General features: G+C 56.0%; 24 protein-coding genes and 1 pseudogene. 19 read left to right on the top strand and 6 right to left on the bottom strand.

From position 1 onward, the window contains the following. The first annotated feature begins 318 nt into the window (after positions 1–318). Entirely contained in the window at positions 319–507 is a 189-nt protein-coding gene (locus tag DYE40_RS09955) for a hypothetical protein (protein ID WP_115307179.1), read from the top strand. Here the strand turns inward: DYE40_RS09955 and DYE40_RS12360 are convergent. Both DYE40_RS12360 and DYE40_RS09950 read right to left on the bottom strand, forming a co-directional pair. Continuing rightward, positions 465–650, bottom strand: coding sequence for a hypothetical protein (locus tag DYE40_RS12360; RefSeq protein WP_147286628.1), 186 nt, complete (start codon positions 648–650; stop codon positions 465–467). The genes DYE40_RS09955 and DYE40_RS12360 overlap by 43 nt on opposite strands. Position 651: 1 nt before the next feature. Beyond that, the gene (locus tag DYE40_RS09950; protein WP_218564343.1) at positions 652–876 is read right to left on the bottom strand and encodes a hypothetical protein; all 225 of its coding nucleotides are present in this window, start codon (positions 874–876) and stop codon (positions 652–654) included. 390 nt (positions 877–1,266) lie between these two features. Between DYE40_RS09950 and DYE40_RS09945 the strand changes: the two genes are divergently transcribed. The 9 genes from DYE40_RS09945 to DYE40_RS09905 all read left to right on the top strand — a co-directional run bounded on the left by DYE40_RS09945 (position 1,267) and on the right by DYE40_RS09905 (position 6,310). Then, complete coding sequence (locus DYE40_RS09945) at positions 1,267–1,653, top strand: S24 family peptidase (protein WP_245944096.1); 387 nt, start codon at positions 1,267–1,269, stop codon at positions 1,651–1,653. A gap of 51 nt (positions 1,654–1,704) precedes the next feature. Beyond that, positions 1,705–2,625: a hypothetical protein gene (locus DYE40_RS09940; protein ID WP_147286530.1), complete on the top strand. Its 921-nt coding sequence runs from the start codon at positions 1,705–1,707 to the stop codon at positions 2,623–2,625. Between the two features lie 309 nt (positions 2,626–2,934). Next, positions 2,935–3,120 carry a ribbon-helix-helix domain-containing protein gene (locus DYE40_RS09935; protein ID WP_115307176.1) on the top strand — a complete coding sequence of 62 codons (186 nt, stop codon included), beginning with the start codon at positions 2,935–2,937 and terminating at the stop codon, positions 3,118–3,120. A 285-nt stretch (positions 3,121–3,405) separates the two neighbouring features. After that, complete coding sequence (locus tag DYE40_RS09930) at positions 3,406–3,588, top strand: ribbon-helix-helix domain-containing protein (RefSeq protein WP_115307175.1); 183 nt, start codon at positions 3,406–3,408, stop codon at positions 3,586–3,588. A gap of 90 nt (positions 3,589–3,678) precedes the next feature. Further along, positions 3,679–4,431 (top strand): hypothetical protein, encoded by a 753-nt coding sequence (locus DYE40_RS09925; protein ID WP_115307174.1) that lies wholly within the window; start codon positions 3,679–3,681, stop codon positions 4,429–4,431. Further along, a complete protein-coding gene (locus DYE40_RS09920; RefSeq protein WP_115307173.1) occupies positions 4,428–4,916 on the top strand; it encodes a type II toxin-antitoxin system VapC family toxin in 489 nt (162 codons plus the stop codon). The genes DYE40_RS09925 and DYE40_RS09920 overlap by 4 nt, the downstream gene beginning before the upstream one ends. 270 nt (positions 4,917–5,186) lie before the next feature. Continuing rightward, positions 5,187–5,579: a hypothetical protein gene (locus DYE40_RS09915; protein WP_115308913.1), complete on the top strand. Its 393-nt coding sequence runs from the start codon at positions 5,187–5,189 to the stop codon at positions 5,577–5,579. After that, on the top strand, positions 5,576–5,809 hold the full coding sequence (locus tag DYE40_RS09910) for a hypothetical protein (RefSeq protein WP_115307171.1): 234 nt from the start codon (positions 5,576–5,578) through the stop codon (positions 5,807–5,809). Before DYE40_RS09915 ends, DYE40_RS09910 begins: the two co-directional genes overlap by 4 nt. Positions 5,810–6,040: 231 nt before the next feature. Further along, positions 6,041–6,310 carry a hypothetical protein gene (locus DYE40_RS09905; RefSeq protein WP_147286627.1) on the top strand — a complete coding sequence of 90 codons (270 nt, stop codon included), beginning with the start codon at positions 6,041–6,043 and terminating at the stop codon, positions 6,308–6,310. A 291-nt stretch (positions 6,311–6,601) separates the two neighbouring features. Here the strand turns inward: DYE40_RS09905 and DYE40_RS09900 are convergent. Further along, positions 6,602–7,163: pseudogene (locus DYE40_RS09900) on the bottom strand (KilA-N domain-containing protein); the annotation flags it as partial. A 238-nt stretch (positions 7,164–7,401) separates the two neighbouring features. On the opposite strand from DYE40_RS09900, the gene DYE40_RS12665 reads away from it, so the two are divergent. The 9 genes from DYE40_RS12665 to DYE40_RS09865 all read left to right on the top strand — a co-directional run bounded on the left by DYE40_RS12665 (position 7,402) and on the right by DYE40_RS09865 (position 11,110). Next, positions 7,402–7,563 (top strand): hypothetical protein, encoded by a 162-nt coding sequence (locus DYE40_RS12665; RefSeq protein WP_172461250.1) that lies wholly within the window; start codon positions 7,402–7,404, stop codon positions 7,561–7,563. After that, complete coding sequence (bet, locus tag DYE40_RS09895) at positions 7,560–8,429, top strand: phage recombination protein Bet (RefSeq protein WP_115308910.1); 870 nt, start codon at positions 7,560–7,562, stop codon at positions 8,427–8,429. Before DYE40_RS12665 ends, bet begins: the two co-directional genes overlap by 4 nt. Positions 8,430–8,526: 97 nt before the next feature. Further along, positions 8,527–9,141, top strand: a complete 615-nt coding sequence (locus DYE40_RS09890; protein WP_115308909.1) for a lambda exonuclease family protein — start codon at positions 8,527–8,529, stop codon at positions 9,139–9,141. A 76-nt stretch (positions 9,142–9,217) separates the two neighbouring features. Beyond that, complete coding sequence (locus DYE40_RS09885) at positions 9,218–9,940, top strand: hypothetical protein (protein WP_115308908.1); 723 nt, start codon at positions 9,218–9,220, stop codon at positions 9,938–9,940. Next, complete coding sequence (locus DYE40_RS09880) at positions 9,906–10,151, top strand: flagellar protein required for flagellar formation (RefSeq protein WP_115308907.1); 246 nt, start codon at positions 9,906–9,908, stop codon at positions 10,149–10,151. The genes DYE40_RS09885 and DYE40_RS09880 overlap by 35 nt, the downstream gene beginning before the upstream one ends. A 3-nt stretch (positions 10,152–10,154) precedes the next feature. Then, positions 10,155–10,514 carry a hypothetical protein gene (locus DYE40_RS09875; RefSeq protein WP_115308906.1) on the top strand — a complete coding sequence of 120 codons (360 nt, stop codon included), beginning with the start codon at positions 10,155–10,157 and terminating at the stop codon, positions 10,512–10,514. Positions 10,515–10,530: 16 nt separating this feature from the next. After that, positions 10,531–10,707, top strand: a complete 177-nt coding sequence (locus DYE40_RS12660; protein ID WP_172461249.1) for a hypothetical protein — start codon at positions 10,531–10,533, stop codon at positions 10,705–10,707. Then, positions 10,704–10,922 (top strand): hypothetical protein, encoded by a 219-nt coding sequence (locus DYE40_RS09870; protein ID WP_115308905.1) that lies wholly within the window; start codon positions 10,704–10,706, stop codon positions 10,920–10,922. The genes DYE40_RS12660 and DYE40_RS09870 overlap by 4 nt, the downstream gene beginning before the upstream one ends. Beyond that, positions 10,919–11,110 (top strand): helix-turn-helix transcriptional regulator, encoded by a 192-nt coding sequence (locus tag DYE40_RS09865; RefSeq protein ID WP_115308904.1) that lies wholly within the window; start codon positions 10,919–10,921, stop codon positions 11,108–11,110. Before DYE40_RS09870 ends, DYE40_RS09865 begins: the two co-directional genes overlap by 4 nt. Positions 11,111–11,356: 246 nt before the next feature. Here DYE40_RS09865 and DYE40_RS09860 read toward each other — a convergent pair whose 3' ends face one another. The 3 genes from DYE40_RS09860 to DYE40_RS09850 all read right to left on the bottom strand — a co-directional run bounded on the left by DYE40_RS09860 (position 11,357) and on the right by DYE40_RS09850 (position 14,893). Further along, on the bottom strand, positions 11,357–12,811 hold the full coding sequence (locus DYE40_RS09860) for a dihydrolipoyl dehydrogenase (RefSeq protein ID WP_115308903.1): 1,455 nt from the start codon (positions 12,809–12,811) through the stop codon (positions 11,357–11,359). A 239-nt stretch (positions 12,812–13,050) separates the two neighbouring features. After that, positions 13,051–13,797: a glutathione peroxidase gene (locus DYE40_RS09855; protein ID WP_115308902.1), complete on the bottom strand. Its 747-nt coding sequence runs from the start codon at positions 13,795–13,797 to the stop codon at positions 13,051–13,053. A gap of 142 nt (positions 13,798–13,939) precedes the next feature. After that, on the bottom strand, positions 13,940–14,893 hold the full coding sequence (locus DYE40_RS09850; RefSeq protein WP_244731587.1) for a lysophospholipid acyltransferase family protein: 954 nt from the start codon (positions 14,891–14,893) through the stop codon (positions 13,940–13,942). Positions 14,894–14,951 lie beyond the last annotated feature (58 nt).

The raw sequence follows: 14,951 nt of genomic DNA, 5'->3' as shown, positions 1-14,951 counted from the left end.
ATCACCACCCGCGCCCTTCCAATTCGGTAATCGCGCGGCAAGCTGCGTAATGCCAAACTTCGCATAGGCTTCAAACTCGTAACCGAGCCGCCCGCCTGCAAATATTCCAACAAACGCGCACACTGGCTGTTGCGCTTCAAAGGTTTCAAGGGCATAATTTCCTCCTCAATTTCATTGAGTGAAGTGATATAGTTCTTTCGTTCCCCCGACCCGTTCGGGGGCTTTTTTGCCGTCTGTCGTGCCGTCAAGCGTCTGTCCGCTTTGTCATTCATCCGTGTAGAATCGAAGTTCACCAACAACCCTCCACGGAGATTTGAAATGAATGAATCTGCTTACAATCAGGCCGTAGAAATCGCCAAAGCAGCCATACAGGCCAAGCCCGACATGTTTCTGAAAGGCTCGCAGCCCGTCTTCATCAAGCAAAGCGCGCAAACCATCGCCGACTTTATCGAACAAACCGCGCTTCACTTGGAAGCAGTGCGCGAACGCTTGGAAAAAGAGCGGTAATCCTCCAGCCACAGCAAAGCGGTTTTCCCCAGCGACAAAAGCACATCAAACGGCGCAGCCTTGCTTTGGCGCGCCTTCTTCCACGCCAGCTTCTCCAAACGCTTGCGCTCTTTCTTTTTCAGCTTCAACCGCTTCGTCTCCATCTCACACCTCCTTCAATTCAGGCCAAATCTCGTGCCAGTCGTCAGGCCGCAGGTCTTTGCGCCGAAACCAGCCCGCCCGTCGCCTGCTCGATTTTCGGGCAATATTTCGGCGGCATTTTTCTGTGTCCCGTTTTTGACTTGCCATAAAAAACGCGGGACTGACTCCCACTTTTTTTGACAACTCGGAGGCGGAAACTCCGCCGCTCAAATAATCAATTAATTTCATATAGCATTGGCTTCTTATTTAATGCGAGATAGTATAGCAAAGATACGACAAGAATAGTAGCCTTGTTATTTTTAGCAATGCTTAAAATTGTTAAAAATGACAAGGAGACAAAAATGAATAGATTAGAACGGGTTAAAACCCTTATTGAAGAAAACTATAACGGTAATCAGACAGAATTTGCCCGCGCCATCGGCAAAGCGGCGGCACAGGTAAATCAATGGGTAAACGGATACCGCCAATATCGGCGACGGTGCGGCAGCCAATATAGAAACCGCCCTAGACCTTCCGCGCGGCTGGCTCGACGGCGAAGCGGGGCACGCCTACCGCAGCGACACCCCCGTTGTCCGTGCGGGCTGGCTTTCCGTCCCCCGTCTGGCCGCCACCGGCGAAATGGGCGCGGGCATCGAAGCCGACGATCCCGATGCCGTGATTGATTTTGTCGTTGTTGCCCGCGCCTGGGCCAAACAGCAATTCGGCGGCAGCCTCGACAGCCTGCGCGTCATCAACGCCAAAGGCGACAGCATGGAAGACACCATCTCCGACGGCGACATCGTTTTTGCCGACAGCTCCGTCTGCTGCTACGAAGGCGACGGCATCTACGTCATCGCCACCGCCTCCGGCCTGCGCATCAAACGCCTGCAAGCACTCATCGGCGGCGGCCTCAACATCATTTCCGACAACAAAGCCTACCCCGTGGAAACCATCCCCCCCGAAAGCCTCGAACACATCCGCATCTGCGGCCGCGTCAAAGGCCGCTGGACGCTGGGTACGTTTTGAGCCGGCGAACAAACCCGTTAAAGTTTCTTTGGCTTAATCAGGAGAATTAATATGGCTGCATCAACCGCCGCAAACGAACATATTTACCAACTTCCCGCTTCACTTTATTTCCGCACAGATCGTCCGGTGCAAATCGGAGAATTGGTTACGTCTTTGCAGTCTTTGGAAAAAATAACTGCCAGAATGCCCAAGCTGCTGGGAACAATCGCAAATGTTCAGGTATTGCGCACCGAGCTGTTGGTAAACGAAATTCAGGCCGGCAGCATTTGGGAAGATTTCATCGTTTCCGTCGTATTCGGCAATGAAGAGGAGATGATAAAATTCAGCAAATATATGAACGGAGTTTTAAGGGAGCATCCTGTGGAAATTGGCAGCATACTAATCGGGGGGATGCTGGTTTTTGGCATTTATAAAGCGATTGCGTGGGCAAAGGGCGATTCGTCAAAAGATGCCAACCACATTGAAATAAAAAACAATACTATTATTCAGATTGGCGCGGAAACGGTTGAAAAGTCCCCGGAGCAATTTGTTGAAATAATCAAATCAACCGTGGGAGCGCACAAAAGCATAGCCAAAGAGGCTGTAAACGTGATTGCACCTGCCAAGAAAGAAAAAGGAAGCAGCATAAGTTTTGGAGGGAAAAACGAAGACTTGCCGACACTTGATGCGGGCTTAATCGAATCCGTACCCGGCTCGTTGAATATTGATCCGGAATCGTCATCGCGCGATTTCTACGATATTGATTTAAACATACGCAAATTAAACCGCGACGGCGATACAGGCTGGGAGGCACTTATGCCGCCGCATATTACCAGACGCTTGAAATTAACATTTGCAGATGGAATTTCCCATGAAGACATTGACGGGAAGTTCGAGTTTCGCGCCGATGTAAAAGTCTTCTACAAGCCGCAAGGGCGGAGCAGGACACTTACTCCGTATGAAATTATGCTGATTTCATTGGTTGAAAACTAAGCTCCCTGCTTTAGCCACAAAAAAGCCACGGAAAATCCGTGGTTTTTTTGCAAAAGTGCTTGCATATTATTCTAATGTGTATTAGAATTATCCCTGTTGTGAAGAGCAACAAAGGAAAAGCCCCCAAACCTGATAATTCGGGGGCGTTACACAGGAAGGATTACCCGATGAGTACCTTCATCAAAGTAATTTTTCTGGTGTTATTCTTGCTGATGTGGCAATCAGCTTGGTAACGTAGTACCAGACAGGGGGAGTTGCCGCTCCTCCTGCTTCCGCCTAATATACAAAACCTTTGCTGGAAAATCAATCATGGAAACGAAAAAATACGACCAAGCCGCCTACAACCGCAAAAGCCGCGAGAAACACGGCATACGCCAGAAGTCTTTTGCGCTCGACCCCGACACCATAGCCCTACTGGAGCGGCTGGCGGCAGAACGCGGCGAAACCCAAACCGCCGTATTCAAAGCAGCCTTGAATAAATTGGCAGAAGGTTGAGCCGCCGCAAAAGCGAAAAGCCCCGTAAATACGGGGCTTTCACGCAGAAAGTGCTTGCTTAAATTAGTAAGCTAGGCTATAATACATCCCATCGGTTGAACAAGAACCGATAGGACAAACGCCCAACCTGCAATCCTGCTTTAAGGGCACTTTCAGGAGAATGAAAAATGAAATGGCTCATTTTTATTCTTCTCATGGTTTTATCGGCTAACGCCTATTAACCTTTGAGAAGCGGCGGGGTGGTAACGACACCCTGCCGTTACTCAAAATCTTAAAGGAATCATCATGGCACTGTCAAGACACGAAATCCAAAAGAAATCCGACCAAAAGCGCGGTGTAAAAAACAAAGCCTTCAAAATGAAGCTGGAAGACATCGCGCTAATCGAGGAAACCGCCCAAAGGCTGGGCATCAGCCAAATCGACCTGGTTGTCCGCGCCGTGCGCGAATACGCCGAACGCAAGCCCTAGCCCGCAGGCCGCCTGAAAGTAAAAACAGTTGCGCCGGCATTTAAAAACAGGATAATTTCAGTAACTTTTTCATTTTTTTCAGGAGGCCGCATGAAGCCAAACATCGAAAGCGGGGTAATCGCCCTAAGCGTTTCAATGCCCGACGCAACACAGCGGCTTACCCCTGAAACCACCCCCGCCGCCGCAGTAGGCAAGCTGTTTGCCCAAATGGTGGAACTGCTCAAAAGCAAAGACATTGCGCCGCAGGAAATACTGTTTGCAGGCGTAACAGAGGGCTGCACGCAGCTTGCAGTCAGGGTGCCCGCAGGCAAAGAAACCGCGATTGCAGCCGCCTTAATGTCCAAAAGCGAAACAGATTTGGCCGGTATCAAAAAAACCCTTTCGCATTACGGCCTGTGCGCCAAAATACACACAGCGGACGGATTTGTCCGCAGCCTGATTCCCGAAACCAAGCCCGAAACCTACGAATACGAAGTCTTCCAAGAAGAAACATTCAGGGGCAAAGTCATCAACATCGGCGGCAAAGACGAAACCGTTCCCATGAAGCTGCTCACCGAAAACGGCGAAGTCAGCCTTACCATCGACAGCACCGACCTTGCCCGCCGTATCGGCGCACACCTGTTTGACTACATCGAATGCACCGGCAGCGGCCTGCTGAAACTCGATGCCCACAGCCTCAAATGGCAGCCCGTGGGCGGCAGATTCAAAATACACAGCTTTGAAGTCTTACCCGAAGCCGATTATGACGCATTTTTAGCAAAATTCCGCCTGATTGATTCCGAGTGGGGGCGCACCGCCGACCCAATCCAGAAAATCGAAGCCATAAGGAGCGGCAGCTTATGATCGTGCTGGACAACAACGCCTTGGTTTTCCTTTACCGCCCCGAGGGCGGGCAGGAAGACCACAGCATCAGGATGAAGCACCTGTTTGAATGCCAAAAAGAACAAGGCGGCATTTTCGGCATACCCGCCCCCGTGCTATCCGAGTTTCTCATCGGCGAACCAAGCCCCGCCAAACGGCAGGAATTTTTGCAACTGTTTGGCGCGAAAAGCCGGATTTTCAAAATACTGCCTTTCGATATGAAAAGCGCGGCCGTCTGCGCCATCATCTCCGACAGGCTCAAAAACCTGCCAAACGAAGAAAGCAAAGAACCGCGCCAAAAAATCAAAATCGACCGTCAGATTATCGCAATCGCCCTAAGCAACAGCGCACAGTCCGTTATCTCCCACGATAAAAACCTACTGAACACAGCAGCCAGGCTGGACTTGAAAGCCATGTCGGTTGAAGACATAGAACTGCCGCCCGAAATGCAGCCGGGCTTGTTTTAAATACCAAAAAGCCACACCCTGCTTTTTGGTATAAATCGCAGATACCGCAGGCCGTCTGAAAACAGGCGGCCTTTTGCCATCCGCCCAATCCCCGCCCCCCGCCCTTGCCCCGCCGCAAGGGCGGTTTTTTTGCGCCTGCCGAAAACTTTGTTATCAATAAAATCAATGCTATATTAACTCTGCTACATTAAATCTTATCTTTGCTATTGATGTATTCGCTAGCTTTGCTATACTACACCCATCAAAACAACCCACCCAAGGAAGCCCGTCATGAACACCGCAGACATCCAAAGCCGCGCCGACGGCTACCACCTTGCCCTGGAAGCCGCCTACTACCGCGCCCTTGATTTGGCCGAAGCCGCAGAAGACGAAGAAGAAAGAGCCAACGAAGCCGCGTATCAGCAGGCGCAATGGCACAGCCGCCACAGCCTGCCCGAACTGCTGGCCGCATGGGTGGAAGCCGACGACCTCTGCCAAGAAGACTACGAAAGCTGCGGCCAAAGCGATTTTGAAGCCTTCAACAAAGAAACCTTGGAGCTGATGGGCGGGCCGCCACTCGCCCTGCCCCTGCCGATACCCACATGGGCGGAGTATTGCGCCCTCAAAGCCGCCCCCCTCATGCGCGGCAGCGACCCCCGAATCCAAACAAGGAAAGCAGCATGAACATCAGCGACGAACGAATCCGCTTCCTCATCGCCCGCCCCTATGCCCAAAGAGCCGCCGCCGCCGAGCTGGCCGCCCACATGAGCGCAGGCCAAACCATCGACACCCTCTACCGCAAAGTCAGCACCGCCGCATGGAACGAAATCATGCAGGTGCTGGAACAACAGGCCGCCGAACAAATCGCCGAGCAAATCGACGAATACCAATGGGAACAAAACCACCCCGCATAACCCGAACAAACAAACCCCGACAATGCCGCGCCGTCAGTCGGACAGTGGGCGCGGCACGGCAAGTTCCGCCGCAGCAAACCCCGACCACGCGCGGCCTGCCTACCTCACAAGCAATCCTTGGCAGGCGCGGCGCGGGCGGTACGAAGAAACCGCCGTTTCAGACGGCCTCCCCGCGAACAGGTGCGGGGAGGCGGCCTGAAAAAACAAAGGAAAAAGGAAAAAGGAAAAAACATGAGCCTCGAAAAAATCACAGCATGGGCGGTATTCGCCGCCACCCTCGCCCTCTTGGCCATATCCGGCGGCTGCGAACACCCCGCCGTGCAAAGCATAGAGCGGCAGGAAATCAAGCCCGCCGTCTTTGCCCCCGACCCCGCAAAAGAAAACTACCTGCGCATGGCAGAAGAATTTGCCGCCGCCCAAGCGCGGCAGAAACAGCGCGAAGCCCAAACAGAGCAGGCCGACAAAAGCACCATACGGCCGCCCTACGAACCCGTTATGTAGCAAAAAAGCCGCCTGAAAACAGACGGCCGCACAGGGAAAAACCATGTTCACATCACAAACCGCGCACCGCAGACCCGTTTACCCTGGCCAAAGCCCGCTGCACCGTATCCAGCCAAAAATGCGGCTCCTGCGCCAGCGAAAAAGCACGGCCGGAAAAACGGCTGCCCACACCGCGCAGCGCATCGGAAAGCGGATAGAGAAACTCCGAGCAGTCCGCCAAATACTTGGCGCACACCCCGATAGCATGGATTTCATCGGCGGAAAACTGCTTTTCAGACGGCCTTTCAATCTTTTCCAGCACCTCGCCCGTCAAAGCATTGTCCAAAGTGAGCGCATGGACGTAGCGCACCGCATCGGGCAGAGATTCGCGCGGGATGTCTTCGATGGCCTCCACGCCGAAACGCTGATGCACCATATTGTAGGCCGTGGAATAGTCCACACGGCGCAGCCCCACCAGCGCGGACACCGCCTGCCGCAGCGCGGTACGTTCGTCGGAAGTAGTGCGGGATTCGGTTTTCAGACGGCCTCCAAGAATCTGCTCGATCTGCTCGTCGCACCAAACGGCAAAACGCGGGTCAAGCCAGCGGGCGAAATGGATGGCAAGTTTGGGATGCAGCCAAGTGCCGTTTTGGTTGCCGCCATGCTTCACGATAACTAATTGATTTTTATCCAAGACGATTTTTAGGGTTTTTGACAAATGTTCCGCCAAAGCAGAAATATATTCTTGATTTTGTTCTGTTTTAAGAAAATCAGGAACGCGCTTGCCAAAATGTTTCGCAATTTGAGTAGCGTTGAGAAAACCATCATTACGGAAAGAAACGGCGATTTCGCCAAAAGATTTAACTAAGTTCATTTGAACCTCACTAGATTTAAGAGTTTAGGAAATGCCCAAAATGGGCGGGGGTTGTCCTACGTTCTAGTGAAACGCCGAGACCTTGCGGTTACTCGCAACCCCCAAAACAGTTTTGAAAAACCCGCCACAAGTGAGAAAGGCGTGTTTTAGGGGAATGATGCAGATTGGGTAACACTAGAAGTAGGAACCCGCATCATACCCCACCCATTTACCCGAATCAACCCGAAAGGAGCCAGCCATGCCCGCCTACTACCTGCGCCGCAACGGCAAAGAATGGGAAATCGGCGAAATCCGCTACACAGCAGCAGCCGACCGCCGCATCCGCCGCCCCATAAGCCTGCACAAAACCCAAGCCCAAGCGCAGCAACGCTACGACCAACTCACAGGAGCAACAAAATGAGCATCGCCAACACCCAAGCCCTCGCCCTAGCCAAACAATTCGGCATACAAGGCGACCCCGCAGAACTCGTGCAAACCCTCAAAGCCACCGCCTTCAAAGGCAACGCCACCGACGCACAGTTCAACGCCCTCTTGATTGTCGCCACCCAATACAGCCTCAACCCCTTTACCAAAGAAATCTACGCCTTTCCCGACAAAAGCAACGGCATCACCCCCGTTGTCGGCGTAGACGGCTGGGCGCGCATCATCAACAGCAACAGCCAGTTTGACGGCATGGACTTCCAACAAGACAACGAAAGCTGCACCTGCCGCATCTACCGCAAAGACCGCAGCCACCCCATTGTCGTAACCGAATACCTCGACGAATGCCGCCGCAACACCCAGCCCTGGCAAAGCCACCCCAAACGCATGCTGCGCCACAAAGCCATGATACAGGCCGCCCGCCTCGCCTTCGGCTTCACCGGCATCTACGACGAAGACGAAGCCGAACGCATCAAAGACGCCAAAGACGGCATCCGCCCCGAAGCCGCCAGCCCCTTTGCCGGCGAACGCCAACACCCCCGCCGCGCCGAAATCACCGCCGCCGGCGAAGCCGCGGCCAACCAAGGCATAGAAGCCTACCGCGCATGGTTTGGCGGCATCGGCAAAGAAGAGCGGCACATCCTCGGCGCAGACGAACACAACCGCCTCAAAGCCATCGCCGACAACACCATCCAAGCCGAACCGGCCGCCGACCCCCGCCCCACACTCGACGCGCAGCAGTTTGACGAATTGGCCGGCCGCATCATCACCGGCGAAGCCGACTACACCGAAGCGCAGGCCTACGCCCTCACCGCCGAACAACAGGAACGCCTCGACAAACTGTGAAATTCAAACGGCCGCAAACGCAGGGTGTGCCGCCCAAGCGGCGCACGCGTTCCCTGCCGCGCAACGCAGAGGCCGTCTGAAAAAAGGAAACCGAACCATGCAGCAGCACACCCCCGAATGGCACGCCGCCCGCCTCGGCAAACTCACCGCCAGCCGCATCCACGAAGCCACCACCAAATCCGCCCGCAGCTGCAGCGGCTACCTGGCCGCCCGCGAAAACTACAAAGCCGAACTGATTTGCGAACGCCTCACCGGCCGGCCCTACGGCGGCCTCAACACCCCCGCCATGCAGCACGGCACCGACACCGAGCCGCAAGCCCGCGCCGCCTACATGCTCGAAACCGGCAACGACGTAGCCGAAACCGGCTTCATCCCACACCCGGGCATCGCCATGAGCGGAGCCAGCCCCGACGGCCTGATTGGCGCAGACGGCCTGATTGAAATCAAATGTCCCAACACCGCCACCCACATAGATTTTTTACGCAGCGGCCGCCCCAAGCCCCAGTATTTGGCGCAAATGCAATGGCAAATGGCCTGCACCGGCCGGCAATGGTGCGACTTCGTCAGCTACGACCCCCGCCTGCCCGAGACCCTCGCCATCCGCATCAAACGCATAGAGCGCGATAACGACACCATCGCCCGCCTCGAAGCCGAAGCCGAGAAATTCCTAAACGAAACCGCAGCCGAAACCGAATACCTGCAAAACCTATAACCCCAATACAGCGCACGCGCCCACAAAAAAAGGCCGTCCGCATACCCCTTTACCAACCGCCAAAACAGGAGAACCCATGATTTCCACCTACGGCGCAAGCCGCGAACAGGCTGAACGCTTCGTTACCCTGTACCGCGCCAAAGCCCCCATCCGTGCCGCCGCCCACGAAGCCGGCATCAGCATCATCCAAGCCACCATGATTGCGCAGGCCTCCGGCATCCTGCGCCTCACCGAAGGCTTCATCGTCAACAGCAGAGGCGCGGAAATCGGCCGCATTGGAGAAAGCCTGTTTGCCCGCCACCTGCCCGAAGCCGTCAACACCAACCTATCGGTGCAATTCAACAATCCCGCCTACGACTTCATCCTCAACGGCGCGAAAATCGACGTAAAAAGCTCGGCAGGCTTCAACCGCACCCGCGACAAAGACAACATGCTCCTCTACCGCTTCCGCTGCCCCAACAAATTCGAAACCGACCTCTTCGTCTTCTTCGTCAAGCCCGAGGCCGAAGCCGATGAAACCGACGAAGACAGCTACACCCATTGCTTCATCATCCCCAGCCTCTTCCTGCTCAACCACAAACAGGTAGAAGTAAGCCGGAAAACCATCTTGGAAAAGCGCGGCGCGTGGTCGGAATTTCTGTTCCCCGTATCCGAACTGCGGGACAACATACTCATGCTTACCGCAAGCCCGCAACATCTCGCTGTGCCACCCGAACTGCGCGAAGCCGCCGAAGCCAACCAAGCCCTGAAAGACGAAACCAATCATGCAAAATCAAAGCGTAACCTCCCAACTGCGTGAAGAACTCTTCACCACCCTGCGCGGCCTCAAAGACGGCAGCGTCAACATCGAAACCGCCCACGCCGTCAGCAAAATCAGCAGCAACATCATCAGCACAGTCGTAGTCGAAATCCAGGCCGCCCAAACCGTCGGCGCAGACAAAATCAGCTCCATCAACGGACTGGATGCCCGACAGATACGCGGCGGCGTGGTTCACAAACTGAAAGGATAAAACATGACCCGCCAATACCGATTCGGCGACCGCGTACGCCACCCGCAACACGGCGAAGGCTTTGTTACCGCCGTCTACCCCGACGAAACCGAAGTCTGCTTTGAAGTCTACTTCGCCAACGACACCCTCGGCACATACACCGCAGCCGAACTGCACCCCGTCCCCCATCCCGACACCGAGAGGCTGAATTGGCTGACAAAAAACGACAGCGCCCTAACCGAAAGACTCTGCGACGAAGACGGCAGCCGCCTCGACACCCCGTTTGCCGTCATCCAAAAGCAGCAGGAACACTTTGAAGTATTGGCCGCAGCGGCAGACATCCGCCAAGCCATCGACACCGCTATGCGCCAAAAGGCCGTCTGAAACGAAAGGAATCAACATGACACCCGAACAAACCGAGCAAGAACGCACCGCATTTGAGCGCGTTTTCAACATGGAAGACTACCCACTGATTGACCTGTCAATGGATGGAGAAGACTACGTTTCATCCTTTACCCGCGCCCTGTTTAGAGGCTGGCTCGCCCGCGCCGAACAGAGCACAGGAGACAGCGCATGAACCCCATCCGCCAACGCGAAGAAGTCCGCCAAATGCGCGAACAAGCCGAACGCAGCGCAGAGCTTGCCGAGCGCATCCTAGAAAACGCCCTGCGCCAAAAAGCCGCAGCCGCAGCCTGCGAACAAAAAGCCCTGCGCTGCCTAATCATCAACACCGCCCTAGCCGCCCTGGTTATCGGCCTGTGGCTGGGCATGGCAATAGGAGATTTGACATGATCGAGCACCTAAATGCAGAACAGACGGCCGAACTACTCGGCATTGCCAAAAGCACCTTCTTGCGCAAATACGCCGTCCGTCCCGACTTCCCCGACCGCATCCGCATTTCGCGAAAAATCATGTTTTGGAAACGTGATGAAGTTGAAGCATGGCGCAACCGCCACCGAGAACAACGCCCAAAAATATGAAAACAGCCGCCTATATTTAGGCGGCTGCTTATTCGACATTGCACCAGCTTTGCACCATATAACTGATAACTTACTGAATACAAATAAATACTTGGTGCCGGCGGCAGTTTGGCAGGCGTGAAACGGCATAGGACGCGTGCGTTGCCTTTGGGCAACACACCCTACGCAGATCGGTACGGAAAACAACAGGCCGTCTGAAAATACCGTTTTCAGACGGCCTGTTGAGCCTGCCGCGTCAGGGCGGTGTCAGCCGCCGACGCATTCTTTGCATTCGCTGTGCACTTCGCCGATTTTGAGTTTGGCCATCGCGTCGCGCAGGGCGGTGCGCAGGCCTTCTTCGATAACGGGATGGTAGAAGGGCATATCGAGCATTTGCGGCACGGTCATGCCCGACTGGTGCGCCCAAGCCAGCAGGTGGGCGAGGTGTTCGGCGGCCGGGCCGGTCATTTCCGCACCGATAAAGCGGCCGGTTCCCTGCTCGGCATAGACGCGCAGGCGGCCTTTGTTGACCAGCATCACGCGGCTGCGTCCCTGATTCTGGAAGGAAACTTCGCCGATCACGACGCATTCGGGATTTTTGTAACGCTCGCGCATTTGGGCATATCTCATGCCGACGGTGGCAATCTGCGGGTCGGTAAACACGACACCGATCAGGCTGCGGCGCAGGCCGTTTCCGATGTGCGGGTAGCGGCCTGCGTTGTCGCCGGCGATTTTGCCCTGATCGCTGGCTTCGTGCAGCAGGGGAAGCTGGTTGGATGCGTCGCCGGCGATGAAGATGTGCGGGATGCTGGTCTGCATGGTGAGCGGGTGGGCTTTGGGTACGCCGCGCCCGTCCAGCTCGATGGCGAGGTTTTCGAGGCCGATGTTGTCGGTGTTGGGGATGCGGCCGGCGGCGGCAAGCAGGTATTGGGCGGTGAACACGCCGCTGCCGCCTGTTTCGCGGTCGTGCCAGTTGACGACGACATCGCCTTTTTCGTTGCGCGTGATTTGGGTTTCGGCATCGAGGCGGAGTTTGAGTTCCGCGCCGAAAATGCTTTTGGCTTCGGCCAGCACGGCGGGGTCGCTGATGCCGCCGAGCGAGCCGCCCAGGCCGAAGATTTCGACGTTTACGCCCAGGCGGGTAAGTGCCTGGCCGAGTTCGAGTCCGATCACGCCGGGGCCGAAAACGGCAACGCTTTCGGGCAGGGTGTCCCATGAGAATACGTCGTCGTTGACAATCAGTCGGTCGCCCGCCGTTTCGCGCCATTGCGGCAATACGAAGGGACGCGAGCCGGTGGCGATAACGATGCGGTCGGCGCGGATGCGGGTGTGGCCGCCGATTTCGACGGTGTGTTCGTCGATAAAGCGGGCGGCTCCCATAATGCGTTTTTCAGACGGCCAGGCTTCCACGTCTTCGACAACGAAGCCGACGAAGCGGTCGCGCTCGGCTTTGACGCGCGCCATCACTTCGCGCCCGTCGACGCGGACGCTGCCTTTGTCGAGATGCACGCCGAAGGGGTCGGTGTGCAGCGCGTGGTAGCGGGCTTCGGCGGCGGCTATCAGCAGCTTGGAAGGCATACAGCCGACGCGGGCGCAGGTGGTGCCGAACACTTCGCTTTCGACGAGGTAGGCATTATCGGTGTGCATGAGGGCGTTGCGGAACGCGCCCATGCCGGCGGTGCCGCCGCCGATGACGACCACGTCTGCGGTGAGTTGTTTCATGATGTATCCTTTCAGACGGCCTTCGGGTTGCGGGCGGCCGTAAAGCGGTTGAAAAAAGAGTTATTCGGGTAACGCGGCTTCGGCGGCGGCGTTACCCGAATAACCCTGACTGCGGTTATCGGGGCGGGCTGTTATGGCGCAGCCCGCTGTGTGGGAGTGTGTGTGTTCTTTTTGTTTTTACGGAAAACGGTTTTTGCTCCGCTGAAACTCACTTTGTTCGTTTTCAGACGGCCTGCCGTTTAGTTTTTGGCCAGATAGGCTTCCAGCTCGTCGCTGCCGCCGATGTATTGTCCGCCGATGAATACCTGCGGCGCGGTGGCTTTGCCGGTAACGGCGCGGACGGAAGTGGTGGAAGCGTCGCGGCCGAGCACGATTTCTTCAAATGCCAAGCCTTTGTCTTGCAGTGCTTTTTTGGCTTTGGCACAGAACTGGCAGCCGGGTTTGGCAAAAATGGCGATAGAGGGCTGCTCTTTCCAGTTCGGGTCGATGTATTTGAGCATGGTGTCGGCATCGGACACTTCAAACGGATCGCCGTCTTTCACCGGCTCGATAAAGGCTTTTTCCACCACGCCGTCTTTCACCAGCATGGAGTAACGCCAGGAGCGGTCGCCGAAGCCCAAGCCTTCTTTGCTTACCAGCATACCCATGCCGCGTGTAAATTCGCCGTTGCCGTCGGGTACGACGGTGATGTTTTCCGCTTCCTGATCGGCCAGCCAGGCATTCATGACGAATGTATCATTGACGGACACGCACAGGATGCTGTCTACGCCGCGTTTGAAAAACTCTTTGGCCAGCTCGTTGTAGCGCGGCAGGTGGGTGGAAGAACAAGTGGGCGTGAACGCGCCGGGCAGGCTGAACACGGCTACGGTTTTGCCTTTGAACAGATCGTCGGTGGATACGTCTACCCATGCGTCGCCCTGGCGGGTGTGGAATACGACGGAAGGTACTTTGCTGCCGTTCAGTTCGGCTTCGGTTTTGATGCTCATAATCTAACTCCTTGATTAGGATGGTTGCGGAAAAATAAAAAGTTGCCCGTTGCGGGCTTTCGGTCATGCAGTGGGCGCATTATAACCACGCCGTTTGATTTGTACAATTTATTGTAAAAACTTTTTTGATTGTATAAGGCTATCACAAGCCTTCCTCCGTCAGGCCGCCGCCGTCTGCAAAACCGCCTACCGCCGCGCCCACCGCCGCTTCCACGCGGTCTTTCAGGGCGAAACGGTCGCCCTCGGGTGCGAAAGGAGGCAGAAAATCGACACGGACCCGCACTTCCCGCATCGACACGATGCGCCACATCGAAACCAACAGGTTCACCCCGCTGAACGAAGGCTGCTCCGTGCGGCGGTTCAGTCCGTCAAAATAGCGCAGGGCGAGCGGCTGCACCGGTACGCGGGCATCCAGAGCCGACTGGAACAGCGCGGCTTTGAAAGGCAGGATGCCGTCGCCGCACGAAGTCCGCGCCTCGGGGAAAAAGCAGACATTCTGCCCGCTTTCCAGCGAACGGATGACGGCACCGTTGATCAGTCCGACATCCTTGCGGCTGCCCCGATCGATAAATACCGCCCCCGCATTGCGCGCCGCCCGCCCCACCAGCGGCCAGCGTTCCAGCTCCTTCATGGCGACAAAGCCGCTCGGGCATACCGCCGTGATGGCGAAAATATCCAGCAGCGACACATGGTTGGACACCACCAGCACCCCGCGCGGGCTTTCAGACGGCCTGTTGCGTACATCGAGCCGCACATTGAGGATGTCCAGCGCGTCGCGGCAGATTGCCGCAAACTCGGCATTGCGTACTTCCTGCGACGCGTCGTCGAGCCGTCCGATACGCCGCACCGTGGCAAACAGCCAGCGCAGCATGGCGGACAGGCGGGCAAAACGGGTGGGAAAAGTGGTCGGGCGCAGGGACATGGCGGCATGGAAACGGAGACAAAAAACGGGCGCAATCCTAATTTCAGACGGCCTCCGATGCCAGCGGCTTTGCCGTTTTTTGCACAGCGGCGAAACGGGGGATACAGGCCGTCTGAAAACGTATTTCGGCACGGCGGCGGGCGTTGCCGCCTGTTCCGCTATACTATGGGACAAGGCCTGCCGCAGGCCGAATGCTTTTATCCGCACCCGCCTTGTCGCACAGGCAGCCTGA

The sequence above is a fragment of the Kingella potus genome (assembly GCF_900451175.1).
Taxonomy (GTDB): Bacteria; Pseudomonadota; Gammaproteobacteria; order Burkholderiales; family Neisseriaceae; genus Neisseria; species Neisseria potus.
Note: the sequence above shows the minus strand (reverse complement) of the source record. Positions and strands in the feature narration are given on the sequence as shown.

Bases quoted from the DNA above. Each gene is read 5' to 3' on its own strand.
- bet (WP_115308910.1), top strand. From the start codon at position 7,560: ATGAGCATCGCCAACACCCAAGCCCTCGCCCTAGCCAAACAATTCGGC.
- DYE40_RS12660 (WP_172461249.1), top strand. From the start codon at position 10,531: ATGACACCCGAACAAACCGAGCAAGAACGCACCGCATTTGAGCGCGTT.
- DYE40_RS09910 (WP_115307171.1), top strand. From the start codon at position 5,576: ATGAACATCAGCGACGAACGAATCCGCTTCCTCATCGCCCGCCCCTAT.
- DYE40_RS09875 (WP_115308906.1), top strand. From the start codon at position 10,155: ATGACCCGCCAATACCGATTCGGCGACCGCGTACGCCACCCGCAACAC.
- DYE40_RS09920 (WP_115307173.1), top strand. From the start codon at position 4,428: ATGATCGTGCTGGACAACAACGCCTTGGTTTTCCTTTACCGCCCCGAG.
- DYE40_RS09925 (WP_115307174.1), top strand. From the start codon at position 3,679: ATGAAGCCAAACATCGAAAGCGGGGTAATCGCCCTAAGCGTTTCAATG.
- DYE40_RS09915 (WP_115308913.1), top strand. From the start codon at position 5,187: ATGAACACCGCAGACATCCAAAGCCGCGCCGACGGCTACCACCTTGCC.
- DYE40_RS09865 (WP_115308904.1), top strand. From the start codon at position 10,919: ATGATCGAGCACCTAAATGCAGAACAGACGGCCGAACTACTCGGCATT.
- DYE40_RS09940 (WP_147286530.1), top strand. From the start codon at position 1,705: ATGGCTGCATCAACCGCCGCAAACGAACATATTTACCAACTTCCCGCT.
- DYE40_RS09855 (WP_115308902.1), bottom strand. From the start codon at position 13,797: ATGAGCATCAAAACCGAAGCCGAACTGAACGGCAGCAAAGTACCTTCC.
- DYE40_RS09905 (WP_147286627.1), top strand. From the start codon at position 6,041: ATGAGCCTCGAAAAAATCACAGCATGGGCGGTATTCGCCGCCACCCTC.
- DYE40_RS09945 (WP_245944096.1), top strand. From the start codon at position 1,267: ATGGGCGCGGGCATCGAAGCCGACGATCCCGATGCCGTGATTGATTTT.
- DYE40_RS09870 (WP_115308905.1), top strand. From the start codon at position 10,704: ATGAACCCCATCCGCCAACGCGAAGAAGTCCGCCAAATGCGCGAACAA.
- DYE40_RS09890 (WP_115308909.1), top strand. From the start codon at position 8,527: ATGCAGCAGCACACCCCCGAATGGCACGCCGCCCGCCTCGGCAAACTC.
- DYE40_RS09935 (WP_115307176.1), top strand. From the start codon at position 2,935: ATGGAAACGAAAAAATACGACCAAGCCGCCTACAACCGCAAAAGCCGC.
- DYE40_RS12665 (WP_172461250.1), top strand. From the start codon at position 7,402: ATGCCCGCCTACTACCTGCGCCGCAACGGCAAAGAATGGGAAATCGGC.
- DYE40_RS09955 (WP_115307179.1), top strand. From the start codon at position 319: ATGAATGAATCTGCTTACAATCAGGCCGTAGAAATCGCCAAAGCAGCC.
- DYE40_RS12360 (WP_147286628.1), bottom strand. From the start codon at position 650: ATGGAGACGAAGCGGTTGAAGCTGAAAAAGAAAGAGCGCAAGCGTTTG.
- DYE40_RS09950 (WP_218564343.1), bottom strand. From the start codon at position 876: ATGAAATTAATTGATTATTTGAGCGGCGGAGTTTCCGCCTCCGAGTTG.
- DYE40_RS09930 (WP_115307175.1), top strand. From the start codon at position 3,406: ATGGCACTGTCAAGACACGAAATCCAAAAGAAATCCGACCAAAAGCGC.
- DYE40_RS09885 (WP_115308908.1), top strand. From the start codon at position 9,218: ATGATTTCCACCTACGGCGCAAGCCGCGAACAGGCTGAACGCTTCGTT.
- DYE40_RS09860 (WP_115308903.1), bottom strand. From the start codon at position 12,811: ATGAAACAACTCACCGCAGACGTGGTCGTCATCGGCGGCGGCACCGCC.
- DYE40_RS09880 (WP_115308907.1), top strand. From the start codon at position 9,906: ATGCAAAATCAAAGCGTAACCTCCCAACTGCGTGAAGAACTCTTCACC.